Raw genomic sequence first — 18121 nt, 5'->3', positions numbered from 1 at the left:
TAAGGTTACGGCGGTCATGGCGGAGGGGAAACGCCCGGTCTCATTCCGAACCCGGAAGCTAAGCCCTCCAGCGCCGATGGTACTGCACCCGGGAGGGTGTGGGAGAGTAGGACACCGCCGGACACACTTCCCGTTCAGGGCCACCCACAGGGTGGCCCTGAACGCGTTTCCACAAGCATCACCGTGCACGCTACGGTCCCGGTCACGACGGACGCCCGACCTGTCCTAGGCTTGGTTCGTGGATGGTGTGCCGGTGCTCCTGGTGGTGATCGCCTGTCTGGCCGCGATCCTGGGCGCGCTCGCCTGGCTTGGAGTCCGTGTTCGTCGCCGCGGTATCGGCGGCGAGATGATGGGTCCATTCGAGGAGATCTGGCATCCGGCTGCCCATCGATCTCGCGCGGAGATCCGGGTGCAGGAGGAACGCTCGGCTCCGACGCCGTCGCCCGATGACTTGGACAAACGGCACCGTCGTGAAGCCGGTCGGGCATAACGGCAAAGCTCGACGGGAGAGTTTGGGCGACAAACGACCCCGCCGGCCGAGGCGGGCGGGGTCGTGTCGGAGCTGGTGCCCGGTGGGCGTCAGGCGGGCTTCTTGGCGCAGATGAAGCGAGGTTCCGCGCTGTAGGTCCAGCTGAACTTCTCCCGCTTGACGACCTTGCCGTCCTTCTTGATAACCCGGAACGCATCCTGGGTGAAGCCCTGGCTGCCGTTGGCGGGAATGCAGGTGGGGCCCGGTTCGAGGTAGACGGTCTTCGGCGAGGTGATGTTCCGCCGGGGGCCGTATTCGGTCTTCACGCTGTCCCAGATCTTCGTGCTCCACATCGACACCGTCAGCGAACTGCCGGTGTAGGAGGTGTCGATCAGAACGCCGTAGTCGGTGTTGTTGCGGAACTTGAAGTCGAGGTTGGGCCAGAAGATGGTCGACTCGATGACCGCCGGGTACCGGCTGAAGTAGTACGAGTGTGGCTTGTGCTCGACGTCCTCCAGACCGGCGTAGTACGAGGCGTTGAACAGGGTCGTCGTGAACTGCGAGGTGCCGCCGCCGACGCCCGGCACCAGCTTGCCGTCGAGGATCACCGGCGCGTCACGGTAGCCCTGTGCGTAGCCGCGTTCCCCGGTGTGACCGTTGAGCGAGAACGTCTCGCCGGGCAGGACCACCGTGCCCTTCACATCGTTGGCGATCGTCACGATGTTCTGGCTGCGTGGCGAGGAGAGCCCGCCGGTGAAATTGGTGGTGAAGGACGAAACCTTCTCCTTGATCCCCAGGCCGCGGAGCTTCGCCGCGGTGAGCTTCGGCTCGACCGGCTTGAGCTCGGCGGAGATCGTACGATCCTGGCCGCGAGGAAGGACGGCGAGTAGGTCGGCGCCGAGGCTGCTGGTGTCGACCTGCTCGCCGGGCCGTCCGTCCTTCACCTTCGGTTTGCCGCCGGAGATGGTCATCGTGGCGTTCTTCGGGGCCACCTCGACGGTGTCGAGCTTGCTCCCGAGCGCGGCCTTCAGCTTCTTGACGTCCACGCTGGGCGTGAGCTTGCCGGACTTGTCGGCCTTGAAACGGAGGCCCTTCGCGATGGCCTCCGGCGGGATCGTGACCGAACCACGATCCGTGGTCAGCTTGACCGGTGCCGCCACCGCTGGCTCGGCCAGCTCGGCGACCAGCCGGTCGAGTTCCTCGCGGGTGGTGGCCGGGTGATTCTCGACGAGCGGAACGGTCACCGGCTGCCCGCTCAACCAGCCCTCCTTGACGACGTCGGCGGAATGCTCCGGGTCGATGGTGAGGCTGGGCTTCGGGTAGCGCACCTTCGGCTTAGTGCCGGAGAAGGTGATCGCTGGCATGGTCATCTTCCGGCCCTGGTCGCCCACGAGTTCCTTGAGTGCGGTCTCCAGCTTCGGCACGTCGACCGAGACAACCGGCTCGACCTCCCGCGATCCGACCAGGCGGTCCACGGCGTGGGCGTTCGTTGCGGCGGCGGCGGCCACGGTGGCGTCCACGTCGACGGTGAGCCCCACCTCGGCGGGGTCGATCTCAGCTGTCCGCTCGCCGACCCGTACCTGGATGGGGGCCTGGAGTTCGGCCGCACGACGGTCCAGTTGCGCCCGCAGCTCCCGCGCCGCGTCCGTCCGGCTGCGCCCACCGAGCTCGGTGCCGAGGACGCTGGTGCCGCGCGGCACGTCACCCGCGTAGGCCCAGACCGCCACCGCGCCCACCGAGCCGAGCACGGCGGTGGCCACGCCGGAGGCGAGCAGCAGCCGGAACCGGCGGGACCGGGGTCGGTCACCGCCCGGCGGGACGGGAGCCGGCCGCACCGGCTCCTCGATCGGCCAGCTGACCGCAGCCACCTGCACCGTGGGCCGGTCGTCGGCCGGCGGTGGACGTTCTTCGCCGTACAGCGTCACAACTACCTCTTAGCGACATACCGCCTGCGGAGCCAGGGGATCCTACTCCGGAAGAGAACTACGGTAGCCAACACCTCGGCTTGCCGGGAGCCTGTGCTCCGCTGCGCCCGGACAATTTCGGACGACTCGAATCGCAACGTCCCGAACCACCGACTCAACGTAGCGTCTGGTGTGCCAACTGTGGTTCCGAGGCGACCGCCGCACGTCACCGCGTCGTCACCGCGACAACTCGGCTCGCCGATCCTTCGGTCTCCCCGTCGGTGGCGACAACCCGAAATTCGTACCGGTGCTCCTGGGTGAGCAGGATCAGCTGTGACCGTGGTTCGGTCACCGGGTAGCGGTCGGCCCGCCACGGCTCTCCGGCGGTGGCGTCGCGCACGTACACGCGGTAGGCGAGGCCGTTACCCACCGACCGCCAGCTCAGCCGCACCTCGCCCGGGCCGGTCGCCGTCGCCGTCAGTCCGGTCGGGGTCGGTAGGCGTGGAGTGACCCGTACCGGCCTGCTCCTTGGGCCGGGTCCGGCCTGATTCGCCGCCGCCACCACGAACTCGTACTCGTGCCCGTTGCGAAGCTGGGTGATGGTCGCCCGGTTACCCTGCACGGGCACTTCTTCCTCGGTGAACTCACGCTCCCCACTGGTGAGGTCGCGTCGATACACCCGGTGCCAGCCGCCGGGTACCGTCGACTGCCAACTCAGCTCGACATGTCCCACACCGGCCTTGGCCCGCAGGCGCTGCGGTGCGGCGTCCGGCGGAGCGAACCGGGCACGTACCCGCACTGGCGCGGACGGTCGGCCCGCACCGCCGCTGTTGACCGCGACGACGACGAACTCGTACTCGTGATCGTGTTCCAGGTGGCGGGCGGTGTGCGCGGGAGCGGTCTCCAGCGCGGGTGTACCAGGCCCCGACTGGCCGCGCGTCACGTCCCGTCGGTGGACGCGGTAGCTGACGCCCGGCCCGAGAGTGTCCCAGGTGACTCGTACGTCGCCGGTGGGACGTGCGACCGCCGCGAGTCCGACCGGTGCGGGCGGCGGGGTGACGAACGCGGTCGCCCGCACCGGATCCGAGTGCCCGCTGTTCCCGCCGCCGCCGACCGCGACAACTGTGAATTCGTACGTCCGGGCGTGCCGCAGGCCCCGCACGGTGGCGCTGGTTCCGGTGTAGGTGCCGACCAGGCTCCGATCTGCCTCGCCCGAACCGACTTCGCGGCGGTAGACCCGGAAGAGTTGGACGAAGGGCAGCGGTTCCCAGCTGACTGCGACATCTCCGATGGTGCCCGGTACCGCGGTGACGCCGTGCGGCGGCGGTGGCGGCGGAACCGTGGCCGTCATCCGGGCAGCCGGGGAGGGTGGGCTCTCCGCCCGCCCGACGGTGCTCACCCGGAACTCGTACTCGTGACCGTTGACGAGGAAGTCGGCGGACCAGCGGGTGTCGGTGGTCGGCTCACCGAGCCGGACGAAGTGGGTCTGGCCGGCGGTGACGTCCCGGCGGTGCACCTGGTAGCGCAGATCGCCGTCACTGCGGACGGGCTGCCAGGTCAGATCGACGTTCCCGGCGCCCTGTGCCGCCGCGCGGAGGTCGCTGGGAGCCGGCGGCACGTCCCCTCGGTCTGGCTGGCGGCGGGGCCACTCGACCTCGATGAACCGGGGACGGTAGACCCCGGCGTCGGCGTAGGTCACCGCGTCGTCGAGGTTGTTGACGTTGTAGGAGATCAGCAGCTTGCCCGGGCGGGCCAGATCGGGGTGCAGGTCCGCGTCGTAGATGATGTGCCCCTCCGCGTTCTCCGGCGCCCGGTGGAGATACTCGGGCCCCTCGAACGGGCCGGTCGGACCGGCAGCGGTGTACGCCACGAGTTCCGCGCTGAGAGCCAGGTTGTTCTCGTGGGTCACGAGGACGTACCGGTCGTCGATCCGCTGCAACCCGTACGCGGTGCCGACACCGCTGAGCACCCGCGTGGAGGCCGCCGCGTCGGCGACCCACCCGGTGCCGGTCCAGAACTCCCACTGAGCACCGAGATCGTCACCGCTGGTCCGGGCGACGTGCGCGAACTTCGTCTCGCCGACGGCCTCGGTGCCGTAGATGTAGGTGTGTCCGCCGTCGCGAAGCAGCGTCGCGCCCCACGCGACCCGGTCGCCGAGGGGTAACGCCCGCAGCCCGGTCGGGGTGAGCGCCGGTAGGGCGAAAGTGGCGAGCGCGGACTCCATCAGGGCGTGGTCCAGTGGCCCGGCGCCGGTCCGGCGGTATCGGTTGACCAGCACCTGGAGGCTCTCGCCGACCACCTGCGCGTCGCCGATCCAGTAGAACTGGTCGGCAGCTGGCGGTGGCACGAGCGCCTTCGGCTCCTCGGGGCTTCCGCCGTGCACGGTCTCGCGCAGCTCTTCGCCCTGTTGTACGACGGCCGAGTTGTTGATGAACGCGGCGGTGCGCGGGCGGGATCCGTCCGGATCGACCGGGCCGAGGAAGGTGTCGGAGAAGAGCCAGAGCAGCCGCCCGTCGGGCAGTCGTACCGAGGTCGTCCGGTCGGCGCCGCTCCACCGTCCGGACGTGTCTCCGTACAGGTTGAACAGTTCGGTGAGCCGGCTGGCCGACATGCCCCGCTCCGGCGGCGCTGTCCGGGGCAGGAGCAGGGCCAGGACCACGGTCAGCGTAGCCGCCGTGCCGGCCGCGCAGAGGATGAGCAGCCACCGGGCCGGCCGGCGTGCGCGAGCCGCCTCCCGGCCCGAGTCGGCAACCGGCACCAGAAAAACCCCCGTCTACTGGTTATTCGTCCCGTAGCGTGCCACGACCTCCGGTTCCTGCGGTAGCAGTTGTCAGGACCGTTTTCGAATCGGTTGCCGTCTTTGCTGGCAGCGCCAGCATGCCGGTCACCATCGCGGTGACCGCCGCCGTCACCAGCGCGGCGGTCGCGAGCGCCGGCACCGTGTGCGGGACCCAGCAGACCACCGCAATGACGAACGCGGCTGTGGAGATCCACAACGGCGCCGAGGGCCACCGCGCGGACGCCGCCACCCGGGCATTGATCAGGACGAAGACCAGCGCGTACAGCGCCCCGGTCGCCGCGAACAGTGGCGCGTACCGGCCGGCGGCGGTGTAGTAGGGGCCGCCGGCCAGCCGGAAGGCGAGGCCCCCGGCGAGCATCGAGGCGAGTACCAGTGCCGCGCCGGCGGCAGCGACCAGGCTCAGCGCGGCGACCAGAGTCCGCCGGTCGCCTCGGGCGAGCCGGGGCAGTGCGATCACGGTGACGACCTGTGGTGCCCAGAGCGCCCCTTTGGTCAGTACCGTGCCGACGGCGTAGGTGCCAGCGGCATCCGGCGGCAGGAACCGTCGAGCCAGCAGCAGATCCGCGTACGAGACGACGAGCATGGCCAGTGTGGCGGCACCGGCGGTGAGCACCGCGCGGGTGGCCAGTGTCGGAGCGGTCGCGGCGAACCCGGCACCACCACTGAGTCGGACCAGCAGGGCGAGCGCCAAACCGGACGTGACCGCGCCGACGAACAGCGAGCCGGTCAGACCGCCGCCGAGGGCCAGGCCGGCGACCACCCCGCCGTACCGGCCGGCGGCGAGCAGGGCCATTCCGGCGGCCAGGCGGAGGAAACGTTGGTCACCCTGAAGCTCGCCGAGCCATCGGCCGGCGGCGACCACCGCCATGGTGAGCAGACCGAGTAGGGCCACGGCGGCGCCGGGCAGCCGGAGTTGAAGTGCGGCCACCGGAAGCATGACGGCCAGCAGCATCGCGGTCACCAGCACGGTTAGCAGGGTCGGCCGGTTCGTGTCCGCCTGCCCGTGCCGTGCCCGGTGCACCGCGACCGCGATCTGGAGGCCGGTGCTCGCCACCCCGCCGATGGCGCCGAGGGCCAGCAGCGTGGCCAGCGCGCTCAGCTCCGCAGGGGGAAGGTGCCGGGCACCGAGAACCGGAACGACGTACGCCAGGCCGTTGACGAACACGCCGGCAACCGTGACGGCGACCCCCGCCGTTCCGACGCCGGTCGCCCGGCCGCGCCAGTTACTGCCCATGACCGCCCCGTTGTCGCCGGACGGGTGTCCGGGCGCGCGTACAGTGTGTCGCCACGGCGCGTCCTTCGTCGGGTGTCGAGAAGGGCCGGCGCCACGCCGGGCCAGCATATTGAGGAGGTCAACCCTGCGGGAACGGCTGCTGCTCGGCGGGGTGGGGCTGGCTGTCACCGGCCTGGTGCTCGCCCCTCTCGTGGCACCCGGCTACGTGCTCAGCTACGACATGGTTTTCGTCCCGCGGCAGCCGTGGCGTGCCGAACTGGTCCTGCCGACGGACTCACTGCCGCGTGCGGTTCCGCTGGACGCGCTGGTCTCGTTGGCCAACGTGGTGGTGCCGGGCTGGTTGCTGCAACGGCTGGTGCTCGCCGCCGCGGTGCTGCTCGCCGCCGTCGGTGCGGGTCGACTGGTCCCGGCGCGTCATCCGGCCACCCGCCTGGTCGCGGCGGTCGGCTACGCCTGGACGCCCTACCTTGCCGAGCGGCTGCTGATCGGCCACTGGGGCCTGTTGCTGGCGTACGGCACGCTGCCCTGGCTCGTCGCGGCCGTGATCCGGGTACGCGAGGGATGCCCGGGCGGGCTTCCTCGGCTGTTGCTGGCGGCCGCACCGGCGGCGGTCATTCCGACCGGCGGCGTGATCGCACTGGTCGTCACTGCTGTGCTGGTCGCCCGGCGGGGTGCAGCCAGGATCGGCGCCCAGGCTGTCGGCCTGGTACTCGCGTTGAATCTGCCCTGGCTGGTGGCGGCCGCGCTGACCGCACCGGACGGCCGTACCGACCCGGCCGGTGTGGCCGCCTTCGCGGCGCGGGCCGAGAACTGGAGTGGGGTCCTCGGTGCGCTGGCAGCTACCGGGGGCATCTGGAACGCGCAGACGACACCCGCGAGCCGCGCCTCTCCGCTCGCCCCGGTGGCCACCCTGGTGCTGCTGGTCGCGGCGGTCGCCGGGTTCCGGGCGTTGCGGCGGCGGTTGCCGGCGGGGGTCGCGTTGCGGCTCGGCGCGCTGGCCGCAGGCGGCTTCCTCGCCGCCGCCTGCGGCGCGTTGCCGGGCACCTCGGCGTTGCTCGAATGGCTGGTCGCGGCGGTACCCGGAGCCGGGTTGCTGCGGGACGGGCAGAAGTTCCTCATGCCGTACGCCTTGTTCGTCGTGCTCTGTGCGGCGCTCGGCGCGGAGCGTTTGGCCGCCGGTCTCGGCCGGCGGCTGGGCCGGGGCGCCGCCGGTGCGGTGCTGGCGGGGGCGGCTCTGCTGCCGGTGACGGTTCTGCCCGACCTCGCGTTCGGAGCGGCCGGCCGGTTGCGTCCGGTGAGCTACCCGGCGGACTGGGCGGCGGTCGCCAACAGGTTGGACGGGCAACCCGGCGAGGTGCTCTCCCTACCGTTCGGCGCGTACCGAGCATTTTCGTGGAACGGGGGACGGACCGTCCTTGACCCGCTGCCGCGTTACGTGGACGCCGACGTGCTTGTCGACGACACCCTGTGGGTGGGCTCGATCCCGGTTCGCGGAGAGAACGACCGGGCAGGCGAGGTCGGCCGGCTCCTGTCGCAGGGTGCGCCGGCCGCCGCGACCGGGGTGCGTTGGGTGGTGGTGCAGGCGTCGTCCGGCGACCCTCAGGTCGATCCCGGTGTGCTGGCCGGGCTGCGGCAGGTCTACGCCGGCCGCCACCTTCACCTCTACGAGAACCCGACGGCGGCGATGAGCGGGTGAGCAGGGCATGGCGCAGCCCGGATCGCACCGGACGGGGCCGTTGGTGCCGCCCGTCCTCGCGGCTCTCCCCCACCGGGCTACTTGGTGGTAACGTCCGGCCCACCCAAGCTCACGAGGAGGAAAACACCCCCATGCGCAGTGCGCTCTCGTTGGTACTCATCGGAGTGACGGCGGTCGCTCTCGGTGTCTTCGGCACGGTGGCCATGGCCACCACGTTGACTGGTACGTCAGCGAATGAAGCAGCAAAGGCCGAGCAGGCTGCCCGACCCGGAACCGGCAGCAGCGACGGCAGCGTTGTCATGCCGCCGGTCTATGGCAGCAAGTAGGACGGCTTCACCTGTTCGGTCGGCGTTCGCGCCGGAACCTTCGCGGCCCTCGTGACGAGGGCCGCGAACTTTTCCCCGGAGATCGCCCAGGTGAACCGGGCGGCGTGGGTCCGCGCCTGCGCGCCCATCGCGGACCGGTACGCCTCGTCGGTGAGCAGCAGCCGTACCCGGGCGACGAAGTCTTCCACGTCGTCGGCGAGCAGGCCGGTCTCCCCGTCGACAAGTGCCTCCTCGACACCGCCCGCGCCCCGGAAAGCCACCGTGGGGGTGCCGACCGCGGCGGCCTCGACGATCGTCAGTCCCCACCCCTCCTTGAGTGACGGCGTCAACGCGACCCAGCAGGAGGCGAGTAGTTCAGCCTTCTCCCGATCGCTGACGAATCCGGTGAACCGGACCCGGTCGACGACGCCGAGGTCACTGGCGAAGGTACGTAGCTGCGGCTCCCACCAACCCTGCCCGGCGACGGTCAGGGTCAGGTCGGGCAGTTCGTCGGCGAGGTCCGCGAGGGCGCGCAGGGCCACCTCGACCTGCTTGTGCGGCACGAGGCGGCCGAGCACCACCAGCGACGGTCGGGCCGACCGGCGCACCTGCCCGGTCGCCATGTCCGGTGTGCCGTTGTGCACGATCGCGACGCGGTCCGGTTCGATGCCGAGGCCGACCAGCTCCGACCTGGTGGCTGCGCTGACGGTCACGTACTGGCAGCGGCGGTAGACCCGGGGGGCGAGCCACGCCTCCACCCACCAGCCGAACCTGGCCATCCACCGACCCAGTACCACGGGCCACTGCTCCCGGTGCACGTGGTGTACCAGCGCGATCACCGGCCGTCGGGCGTAGAGGCGGGAGAGAAACGGCAAGCCGTTGCAGACGTCCACGATCAGGTCCGGTCGCCCAAGCCGACGTCGGGACAGCGGACCGATGCCCAGGGCGCCGGCCAGGTACGTCAGAGCGGCTCGAAGGTAGACCGTGTGGCGACCGCCGCGCCGCAGGATGCGTACGCCGTCGGTGGTGATCTCCTCGTTCGGGCCGTTGGCGTGGGTGGCGCAGAGCAAGGTCGCCAGATGGCCGCGCCGCACCAGCTCGCCGGCAATCCGCTCGACGTACACCTCGGAGCCGCCGCCCTCGGGGTTACGGGTGTCCCGCCAGTTGAGGAACAGGACATGCCGGGCGTCGGCAGCCGGTGCTTCCACACTCACTCCTACTGGCGAGTAGTCTTCGCGATCGCGTCACACTATGGGCTCCGTCACGTAACCCGCAACGCCCGATCGGAGGCGAGATGCAGCAGACTCCGGCCCGCCCGGAGGCGACCGAGCGCGCGGACGGCACATCGAGGACGGTGTGGCGTCTCCGCTTGGTCGCGGTCTGTCTCGGTTTGTCGGCCCTGGCGTTCCTCCAGGATCCCGGCATGATCGTCATCGACACGAAGGTGGACCTGGCGGTCGATCCAGCCGGATGGCTGAGTCGGTCCCTGCATGTCTGGGACCCCGATGGAACCTTCGGGCAGCTGCAGAATCAGGCGTACGGCTATCTGTGGCCGATGGGTCCGTTCTTCCTCGCCGGCAAGTTGCTCGCCATACCGGCCTGGGTGGTGCAGCGGCTGTGGTGGGCGCTGGTGATGACCGTGGCCTGCACCGGCGTGGTCCGGCTCGCCGAGCGTCTGCACATCGGCACGCCGTGGTCCCGGCTGCTGGCCGGCGCGGCCTTCGCGCTCTCACCCCGCCTTGTGACGGAACTGGGGCCGATCTCGGTGGAGGCGTGGCCCAGCGCGCTCGCGCCCTGGGTGCTGGTGCCCCTCGTCGGCCTGGCCAAGGGCACGTCGCTACGGCGTGCGGTGACCCGGTCCGCGTTGGTGGTGGCCTGTGCGGGCGGCGTCAACGCGACGGCCGTGCTGGCGGTGGTTCCGCTGGCCGGGCTCTGGATCATCGGACTGCACCCGGCCTGGCTGCGAGTCCGGGCGCTGGCCTGCTGGGGACTCGCCGTCGCGGCGGCCACCGCCTGGTGGTTGGTGCCGTTGTTGCTGCTCGGCAGGTACAGTCCCCCGTTCCTCGACTACATCGAGACAGCACCGGTGACCACCGCGCCGACGGACACGACGACGGTGCTGCGCGGTGCGGCCCACTGGCATGCCTACCTCAACGGCGCGTACGGGCCACCGTGGACCGCGGGGTGGCGGCTGGCCACCGAACGTCCGTTGGTGGTGGCCACCCTGGTGGTGGCTGGGCTCGGCATCGCCGGCCTCGCCCGACGGGGCATGCCGTACCGGCGATTCCTGATCACCGGACTGCTGGTCGGCCTGGCCCTGGTCGGGCTTGGTCACGTCGGTCAGGTCGACGGGTTCGGCGCGCAGACCCTACGGAACTTCCTCGATGGGGCGGGAGCCCCGCTGCGCAACGTGCACAAGTTCGATGTCGTGCTGCGCCTACCCCTGATCCTCGGACTCGCGCACCTCGTCGGTCTGGTGCTGCGCGCCGCCCGCACGGGCGACCGGCCCGAACTGCCGGCGGGGTCCGCGCGGCAACTCCAGCCGGTCCGGATGCGCGCCGCCCTGGTCACCGGCCTGGCACTGGTGTCCGCAGCCACTGTGGCGGTGCCCGCTCTGAGTGGCGGACTCGCCGCGCCGGGCAGCTATCGCGAGGTGCCTGGCTACTGGCGACAGGCCGCCACCTGGCTCGACCGGAACGCGGGCGACGATCGGGTGCTCGTGGTGCCGGCCGCCCGCTTCCCCCGTTACCTCTGGGGCAGCCCCAGCGACGAGATGACCCAACCGCTGCTGAACGTGCCGTGGGCGGTGCGCAGTTCGGTTCCCCTCACCCCGCCGGGCACCATCCGGCTGCTCGACGCCGTGGAGTCGGCGCTGGCCGCGGGGGAGGGCTCGCCGGGTCTGGCCGACCTGCTCGCCCGTTCCGGCGTGCGGTACCTGCTGTTGCGCTCCGACCTGGACCACGGGCACTCCCGCACCACCCAACCGGTGGTGGTCCAGCAGGCCCTGGACCGTTCGCCCGGCATACGAGCCGTCCGGTCCTTCGGACCGGAGGTGGGTGGCGGCTCACTGCCCGGCAACTTCGTCGACCGAGGACTCGACGTCAAGGTCCGAGCGCTGACGGTCTACGAGGTCCAGCGACCGGTCAGCCCGGTGGTGGCCTACGACGCGGACGGGATCACCACCGTCGTCGGCGGCCCCGAATCGCTGCTCGCCCTGGCCGCCGCGGATCGGCTGTCCGCCGCTCCGACCGTACTCGCCGGAGATCGGCCGGCGGAACTCGACGGCGGACGGGTGGCGCTCACCGATGGGCTGCGCCGTCGGGAGGTTTCCTTCGGAGCGGCCCGCGACAACACCTCGGCGACGATGACGCCGGCGGAACGTACCCGGATCGGCGCACCGGCGCGTGACTATCTCGCCGACTGGGCGGACGAGCAGGTCACCGTCGTTCGGCATCTCGGTGTCGGTTCGGTTGCCGCGTCGAGTTCGTGGTCCGACGCGCAGCCGCTGGGTGACGGGAGACCAGCGCACCAGCCGTACGCGGCCGTCGACGGAGACGAGGAGACGTCCTGGCGTTCTGCCCCGGGCACCCAGGCGGTCGGACAGTGGTTCGAGGTGGAGCTGGACGGTCCACAGGTGGTCAAGGAGGTGCGGATCACCTTCGACACCGGTGCGGATTCCCTTCCCACCCGGGTCACCGTCACGGCGGGACGACAGCACACGACGGTGGAGAGCTTTGCCTCGACCGTCACCGCCACCCTGCCCGACGGCTATCCCACCCGACGGGTACGAGTCACCATCGACCACGTCTTCGATGTCCGTGCCGGCTTCGGTGGGGTGGGCATCGCGGAACTGGAGATCCCTGGCATGACGGCCGAGCGGACCCTGCAGCTGCCGCCTGCGCCCAGCAGCATGGCACCGGCGACTGTGGTGCTCACCGCGGCGCCGACCGCGTCGGCCTGCGTCTTCGAGCAGGGCAGGCCGCTGTGCGACGGGGGCCTGGCCCGCGAGTCGGAGGATGGTGACCGGATCGACCGGACCTTCACCCTGCCGGCCGCCGCCGACTATCAACTCGACCTGCGCGCGCGACCCCGGCCGGGGCCGGCGCTGAACGCCCTACTCGACGGTGGCGGCAGGGCGGCGGTGACCAAGGGGGTCATGCCGGTGGTCGCCGCGTCCTCGGTGGGCGTGCCGCATCCATCGGCACGGGCTGGCACGGTGGTCGACGGCGATCCCGCTACGACGTGGTACGCGGCCGACACCGATCGGCAGCCCTGGTTGCGGTTGACCTGGCCGAAGACACGGAAGATCACCGGCGTGCGGCTCTCGCTGCCGCCGACCGCGGCGGCGGCCCGGCCCTGGCAGGTAACCGTGATCGGCGACGACGGCGTCCGGTCCGGCGCTCTCGACGACGGCGGCACCCTGGTATTCGACCGACCGCTGCGAAGCGACGAGATCACCGTACTGATCTCCGACGTCGTGCCGGCGCAGACCCATGACCCCTACCGGCGGGTGTCTCAGCGCCTCGCCGTGGGCGTCGGGGAGCTGACCGCGTTACCGGACGGCGCGCCCCGACCGGCGGACATGACGCAGCCGATGACGCTGCCGTGCGGTAGCGGGCCGACCGTCGAGGTGGGCGATCAGCGGATCCGCACGGCACTTGTCGCATCCCGACGTGACCTGCTCGAACTGCGTGAGGTGGACGCCGTGCCGTGCGGCGCGGATGCGACGGCGGCACTGGAGTTGACCCGTCGCGAGACGAGGGTCGCCGCGCTGGGCAGCCGACTGGCGCTGCCCGTCCAACTCGTGCTCACGCCGGAGCTGGTGTCGCCCGGGCCGGACGGCGGCACGGCCGCCGGTGCCTCCGCACCGAACCTGGTCCAGACCCCGGTCCGGGTGCAGGGTTGGATGGCCACCGAGCGTCGACTGCGTCTGGACGCCTATCCGAACCAGCGGGTGCTGGCGTTGCGCGAGAATGCGAACGCGGGTTGGGTGGCTACCGCCGGCGGGCAGACCCTGACCCCGTTCGTGGTGGACGGGTGGCAACAGGGCTGGCTGGTGCCGGCGGGCTACGCCGGGGAGGTGGTGCTGAGCTTTGCTCCGGACCACGGCTACGGACTCGCCCTGCGGGTGGGTGCCGTGCTGGTCGCCGGGGTGGTGATGCTCGCCCTGCTACCGGCACGTCGCACCGCGGCGGCGCCGCCCACGTCGGCGTACCGGCGACGGTACCGACTGGTGGCGGTGTTTCTCGGCGGGCTGGCGCTGCTACTGGTCGGCGGGCCGGCGGCGGGCGGGGTGATGCTGGTGATCGCTGCTCTCGCTCTGTCGGCACGGGCGCTGGAGCCGCAGCTGCACCCGCCGGATCGCCGGCAGTTGCACCGGATCCGACAGGGACTCGTGCGCTGGCTGCCGGTCACCTGTTTCGCCGTCGCCGGGTGGCACGTGGTGACTGCCGGCGGGCACACCGCAGCGGCACCTCAGCTCGCTGCGGTCGCCACCGTGACCGTGCTCTGGTTGTCGGTGGTGATGCGTCGTCGGCGCGGCCACTGACGGCTCCACAGCTGGATCGGCCGCTCGATCGCGTAATAGCTCACTGCCGCCAGTAGCAGCCCGCCGGCCACGGTCAGCAGGAAGATGCGCAGCGGATCGCCGGTGAACTCAGGTCGGTCCTCGATGAGGTAGATGCCCTCCAGCACGAGCGGGTGCCAGAGGAACAGGCCGTAGGACACCCGACCGAGCCATCGGCCCAGCAGGCTGTCGAACACCGCCTTGGTCCGTGACGGCGGGCCGAACGCGATCGGAACGAGCAGCATCACCGCGACCAGGAGGTAGAGGAACAGCTTGGCGCCGAACTCACCGGCGGTCGGCTCGGCCAGGTCGCGTGGGCCGGCCACCGGGGTAGCGGCGACGGCCAGCGCGGCCAGCGCGATCGCCCAGCACGCCAGGGGTGCCGTACCCAGGTCGTCGAGCCAGCGCCAGCGCTGACCGCTGCCGGTACGCAGGGCCACGTGCACCGTGGCCAACGCCATGCCGGCACCGAACCAGCCCGCGTACGAGGGCAACCACATGGTGTGCAGGCCGAGGCTGAGCGTCCCCGTCGCCATCAGGATCACCCAACCGACGGTGACGCCGACGGCCGCGACCACGATCCCGAGCACTCGGCGCCCAGGGTGCCAACGCCGGCCCAACAGCACCATCGCCAGGGCGGGTAGCGCCAGGTAGAACGCGACCTCGGTGGCGAGACTCCAGGTCTGACCGAGGCCGTGCTTCAGCTGACCGTGCTGATAGATCTGGGTCAGCGTGGCGTGCCGCAACCAGTCGTCCGTGCCGGCTGCCTGGTTCTGCGGCAGGACCAGCAGGCAGACCACCACGGCCACCCAGTAGGCAGGCAGGACCCGGGCGGCTCGCCGCCACAGGTAGCGCCGGGTCGACGGGCGTGGCTGTGCGGTGGCCAGGGCGTGCGCGTAGGGGCGGAAGAGCAGGAAACCCGAGAGGACGAAGAAGACGGCGACGCCCACGTCGAGCCGGGACAGCCACGGACCGAGTGCGGCGTCGCCGGTGTTGCGACCGGTGGCGAAGCCGACGTGATGTCCCACGACCGCCAGGGCGCCGATGACCCGTACCGCGTCGAGTGCGGGCAGCCGCCGGAGAACCTGATCGGGGATCGGGGCAGACATAAACCGTCCAGAGGGTCGCGTAGCGATGTGACTGGGGAGTAACGTGCGCTCAGTTTATGGACCGGATCACGTGCCGGGTACCGGCTGACCGTGTTTGTTGGGAGGATCAGTGAAGGCTCGCCTGGGCGCCGCGCTGTTCGGCATCGGCGTTCTGTCCCTCGTCGTCGCCGCCGGCACGGCGTTTTACGTGGCACCGACCGTCACCAAGTTGCCCTACGACCTGGCGCTCTGCGATGCCGACGGCAAGCCGGAGGGCTGCCTGAGGGCGAGCGTGGCGGTGGCGGAGAACGCCCGGTTCCTGCAGCTGAAGGAGGGCATGCCACCGACGGTGCAGACCGGCACCCTGGAGGCCACCACCGAGGTGGTGCCGCAGGCCGAGACGACCGACAACGAGATGACCGGTGACCTCGCGGGTGAGGCGGTCGTCTGGGATGTCTTCGGCACGGTGCGGTGGGTGCAGACCAGTGAGGTGATCAGCCAGTACGCCGTGGAGTTCGCACTGGACCGGGTGACCGCCGAGGCGGTGCAGTGGGACAAGCAGTATCTGGACACCGACGGCGAGACCAGCACCAACGACAGCGTCCAGATGGCTGGGCAGACCTACAAGTTCCCCTTCCACACGGAACGGAAGGACTACGAGTACTTCGACCGTGACCTGCGGCAGGCGCTGCCCATCACGTTCGACGGCACCGAACAGGTCAACGGCACCGACACCTACCGGTTCGTGCAGGTGATCGAGGAGACCGAGCTGAACATGGCGGCCGACTCGGTGAACGCCCTGGTCGGCACCTTCGCGCCGGAGGCGACCAGCGGCAAGGTCACCTACAGCAACACCAGGACCATCTGGGTGGAGCCGGTCAGCGGCAACTTCGTCAAGGTCCGCGAGCAGCAGAAGAAGACCCTGGTTCCGGACCAGGGGGCTACGACGACGCTGCTGGACGGCGACTTCCTCTACACCGACGAGACCATCGAGAACAGCCTGGCCTCAGCTGGGAGCACCCGTGACCGGCTGCTGCTGGTCAGCCGTACCCTGCCGCTCGGGCTGGCTGCCCTGGGTCTGGTGCTGATCGTCGTCGGCCTGCTGCTGCGGCGCAGCCGCACGGCGGTCGCGGCGGACAACCCGGCGACGCCGGTGCCGGCCGCGGACCCGGCGCCGACCCGGGTCGACGAGCCGCCGGTGCGGGAGGACGAGCGGGAGGGTGGTCCGCTAACCGACGAGATCCCGCCGGCTTCGACCAACTGGAAATCCGAGGAGACTACGGTGCCGACCCAGCGGTCGACGCAGGGCGAGGCGCAGAAGAACTGATGTCGGTGACGAATGCCAAGCGGGCTCTGGTGGCCCCCTTGGCATTCGTCACCCGTCAGAGTCGGGCCAGGGCCCGGCGCAGCGGGTCGAGACCGAGCCCGCCGAGGTCGAGAGCCTGCCGGTGGAACTCCCGCAGGTCGAAGTCGGCGCCCTTGCGGGCCTTCGCGTCCTCCCGCGCCTGAAGCCAGATTCGCTCGCCCACCTTGTACGACGGTGCCTGCCCCGGCCAGCCCAGGTAGCGGTTGAGTTCGAAGCGCAGTATCTCGTCCGGCACCCGGCAGTGCGCCCGCAGGAACTCCCAGCCGAGCTCCGGGGTCCAGCGCTCACCCGGGTGGAAGTCGAACGGATTGTCCTTGGGAATCTCCAGCTCCAGGTGCATGCCGATGTCCACGATCACCCGGGCCGCCCGTAGCGCCTGGCCGTCCAGCATGCCGAGCCGGTTGCCCGGGTCGTCCAGGTAGCCCAGTTCCTCCATCAGCCGCTCGGCGTACAACGCCCAGCCCTCGCCGTGCCCGGAGACCCAGCAGAGCAGCCGCTGCCAGCGGTTCAGCACTTCGGCCCGGACGGCCGTCTGGCCGATCTGGAGGTGATGGCCGGGGACCCCCTCGTGGTAGACGGTGGTCACCTCCCGCCAGGTGGAGAAATCCGTCAGCCCCTGCGGCACCGCCCACCACATCCGACCCGGGCGCGAGAAGTCCTCGCTCGGGCCGGTGTAGTAGATCGAGCCGTCGCTTGTCGGCGCGATCATGCACTCGATCCGCCGGACCTGCTCGGGGATGTCGAAGTGCGTGCCGTTGAGGTCGCTTATCGCCTGGTCGGCCAGCTCCTGCATCCAGTCGCGGAACGCGTCCCGGCCCCGGATGGTGCGCGCCGGGTCGGCGTCCAACGCCGCCACGGCCTCGTCGATGGTGGCGCCCGGACCGGCGATCTGGGCGGCCACCGTCCGCATGTCGGCCTCCAGCCGGGCCAGCTCGGTGAACCCCCAGGCGTACGTCTCGTCGAGGTCGATGCGGGCACCGAGGAAGTACTGGGAGGCCAGCTCGTAGCGCTCGCGGCCGGCGGCCTGCTTCTCCCGCCCGTGCGGGGCCAGCTCGGTGCGCAGGAACTGCCCGAACTCGGCGGTCGCCGCGGTGGCCGCCGCCGCACCGCGACGCAGCTCGGAGCCGAGGCCGCCCTCCTCGCCAAGCCGTTCGACAAGCCCGTGGAAGACGTTGTCACCGTCCGGGTCGACCCAGCCGTCGCACTGCTTGGCCACCTCGATCAGCTGGGTACGCGCGCTGACCCGTCCGGCGGCCGCCGCCTCGCGCAACGTGGTCTTGTACTCCTCCAACGCGTGCGGGAAGAGGTTCAGCCGGGCGGCCAGGTTGGCCCGGGCCTGCTCACCGTCCGTGGGCATCAGGTCGAAGACCATCCGGATCTCGTGCAGCCCGCTGGTGATGACGCTTACCTCGCTGGTGGTCTTGCCGGCGTCGTACAGGTCCAGTTCGAGACCGAGGCGTTCCTGCATCGCCTCTCGCGCGGTGCGCTCGGCCTCCGTCTCCGGCTCGATGGTGTCGAGTTCGGCCAGGGTGCGTCGGACCAACTCGGCGCGCGCGGCGTACCCGTCCGGTGACAGGTCGTCGAACTTGTCGTCATGGCCGGCGATGCCGACGTAGGTGGCGCCGGTCGGGCTCAACGTCGCCCACTCGGCGACGTAGCGATCCGCGAGATCGTCGATTCTTCCCACGCTGCG

Annotated in this window: 10 protein-coding genes, 1 rRNA gene and 1 pseudogene; 6 read left to right on the top strand and 6 right to left on the bottom strand. The window is 70.8% G+C overall.

Annotation, left to right across the window (positions count from 1 at the left end; genetic code table 11):
- The first annotated feature begins 6 nt into the window (after positions 1-6).
- Positions 7-123 (top strand): 5S ribosomal RNA (gene rrf / locus KBX00_RS09200).
- Positions 124-238: 115 nt separating this feature from the next.
- Positions 239-490: a hypothetical protein gene (locus KBX00_RS09195; RefSeq protein WP_210825247.1), complete on the top strand. Its 252-nt coding sequence runs from the start codon at positions 239-241 to the stop codon at positions 488-490.
- Between the two features lie 89 nt (positions 491-579).
- On the opposite strand, the gene KBX00_RS09190 is transcribed toward KBX00_RS09195, so the two are convergent.
- From KBX00_RS09190 to KBX00_RS09180, 3 genes are all read right to left on the bottom strand, one after another.
- On the bottom strand, positions 580-2394 hold the full coding sequence (locus tag KBX00_RS09190; RefSeq protein WP_210825245.1) for a VanW family protein: 1815 nt from the start codon (positions 2392-2394) through the stop codon (positions 580-582).
- Positions 2395-2599: 205 nt separating this feature from the next.
- Positions 2600-5131, bottom strand: coding sequence for a fibronectin type III domain-containing protein (locus tag KBX00_RS09185; RefSeq protein ID WP_210825243.1), 2532 nt, complete (start codon positions 5129-5131; stop codon positions 2600-2602).
- A gap of 22 nt (positions 5132-5153) precedes the next feature.
- A complete protein-coding gene (locus KBX00_RS09180) occupies positions 5154-6407 on the bottom strand; it encodes a polysaccharide biosynthesis protein (protein ID WP_210825241.1) in 1254 nt (417 codons plus the stop codon).
- Between the two features lie 109 nt (positions 6408-6516).
- On the opposite strand from KBX00_RS09180, the pseudogene KBX00_RS09175 reads away from it, so the two are divergent.
- Positions 6517-8085: pseudogene (locus KBX00_RS09175) on the top strand (hypothetical protein); the annotation flags it as partial.
- 149 nt (positions 8086-8234) lie between these two features.
- Complete coding sequence (locus tag KBX00_RS09170) at positions 8235-8429, top strand: hypothetical protein (protein ID WP_210825237.1); 195 nt, start codon at positions 8235-8237, stop codon at positions 8427-8429.
- Here the strand turns inward: KBX00_RS09170 and KBX00_RS09165 are convergent.
- Entirely contained in the window at positions 8414-9616 is a 1203-nt protein-coding gene (locus tag KBX00_RS09165; RefSeq protein ID WP_210825235.1) for a glycosyltransferase family 4 protein, read from the bottom strand. The two genes, KBX00_RS09170 and KBX00_RS09165, sit on opposite strands and share 16 nt — an antisense overlap.
- 86 nt (positions 9617-9702) lie before the next feature.
- Between KBX00_RS09165 and KBX00_RS09160 the strand changes: the two genes are divergently transcribed.
- Positions 9703-13956, top strand: a complete 4254-nt coding sequence (locus KBX00_RS09160) for an alpha-(1->3)-arabinofuranosyltransferase (RefSeq protein ID WP_210825234.1) — start codon at positions 9703-9705, stop codon at positions 13954-13956.
- Here the strand turns inward: KBX00_RS09160 and KBX00_RS09155 are convergent.
- Positions 13884-15083: an acyltransferase gene (locus tag KBX00_RS09155; RefSeq protein ID WP_210825232.1), complete on the bottom strand. Its 1200-nt coding sequence runs from the start codon at positions 15081-15083 to the stop codon at positions 13884-13886. The two genes, KBX00_RS09160 and KBX00_RS09155, sit on opposite strands and share 73 nt — an antisense overlap.
- 109 nt (positions 15084-15192) lie before the next feature.
- On the opposite strand from KBX00_RS09155, the gene KBX00_RS09150 reads away from it, so the two are divergent.
- Entirely contained in the window at positions 15193-16389 is a 1197-nt protein-coding gene (locus KBX00_RS09150) for a DUF3068 domain-containing protein (RefSeq protein WP_210825230.1), read from the top strand.
- Between the two features lie 55 nt (positions 16390-16444).
- On the opposite strand, the gene KBX00_RS09145 is transcribed toward KBX00_RS09150, so the two are convergent.
- Positions 16445-18115: a DUF885 domain-containing protein gene (locus KBX00_RS09145; RefSeq protein ID WP_210825227.1), complete on the bottom strand. Its 1671-nt coding sequence runs from the start codon at positions 18113-18115 to the stop codon at positions 16445-16447.
- Between the last annotated feature and the right edge of the window lie 6 nt (positions 18116-18121).

Origin of the sequence: Micromonospora sp. C95, from assembly GCF_018070465.1 — a bacterium.
Classification (GTDB): Bacteria; Actinomycetota; Actinomycetes; order Mycobacteriales; family Micromonosporaceae; genus Micromonospora.
The sequence above is the reverse complement of the archived record's forward strand: the minus strand, read 5'-3'. Positions and strand labels throughout refer to the sequence as shown.

Coding starts and splice junctions, on each gene's coding strand:
- KBX00_RS09155 (WP_210825232.1), bottom strand. CDS start 15,083: ATGTCTGCCCCGATCCCCGATCAGGTTCTCCGGCGGCTGCCCGCACTC.
- KBX00_RS09180 (WP_210825241.1), bottom strand. CDS start 6,407: ATGGGCAGTAACTGGCGCGGCCGGGCGACCGGCGTCGGAACGGCGGGG.
- KBX00_RS09160 (WP_210825234.1), top strand. CDS start 9,703: ATGCAGCAGACTCCGGCCCGCCCGGAGGCGACCGAGCGCGCGGACGGC.
- KBX00_RS09170 (WP_210825237.1), top strand. CDS start 8,235: ATGCGCAGTGCGCTCTCGTTGGTACTCATCGGAGTGACGGCGGTCGCT.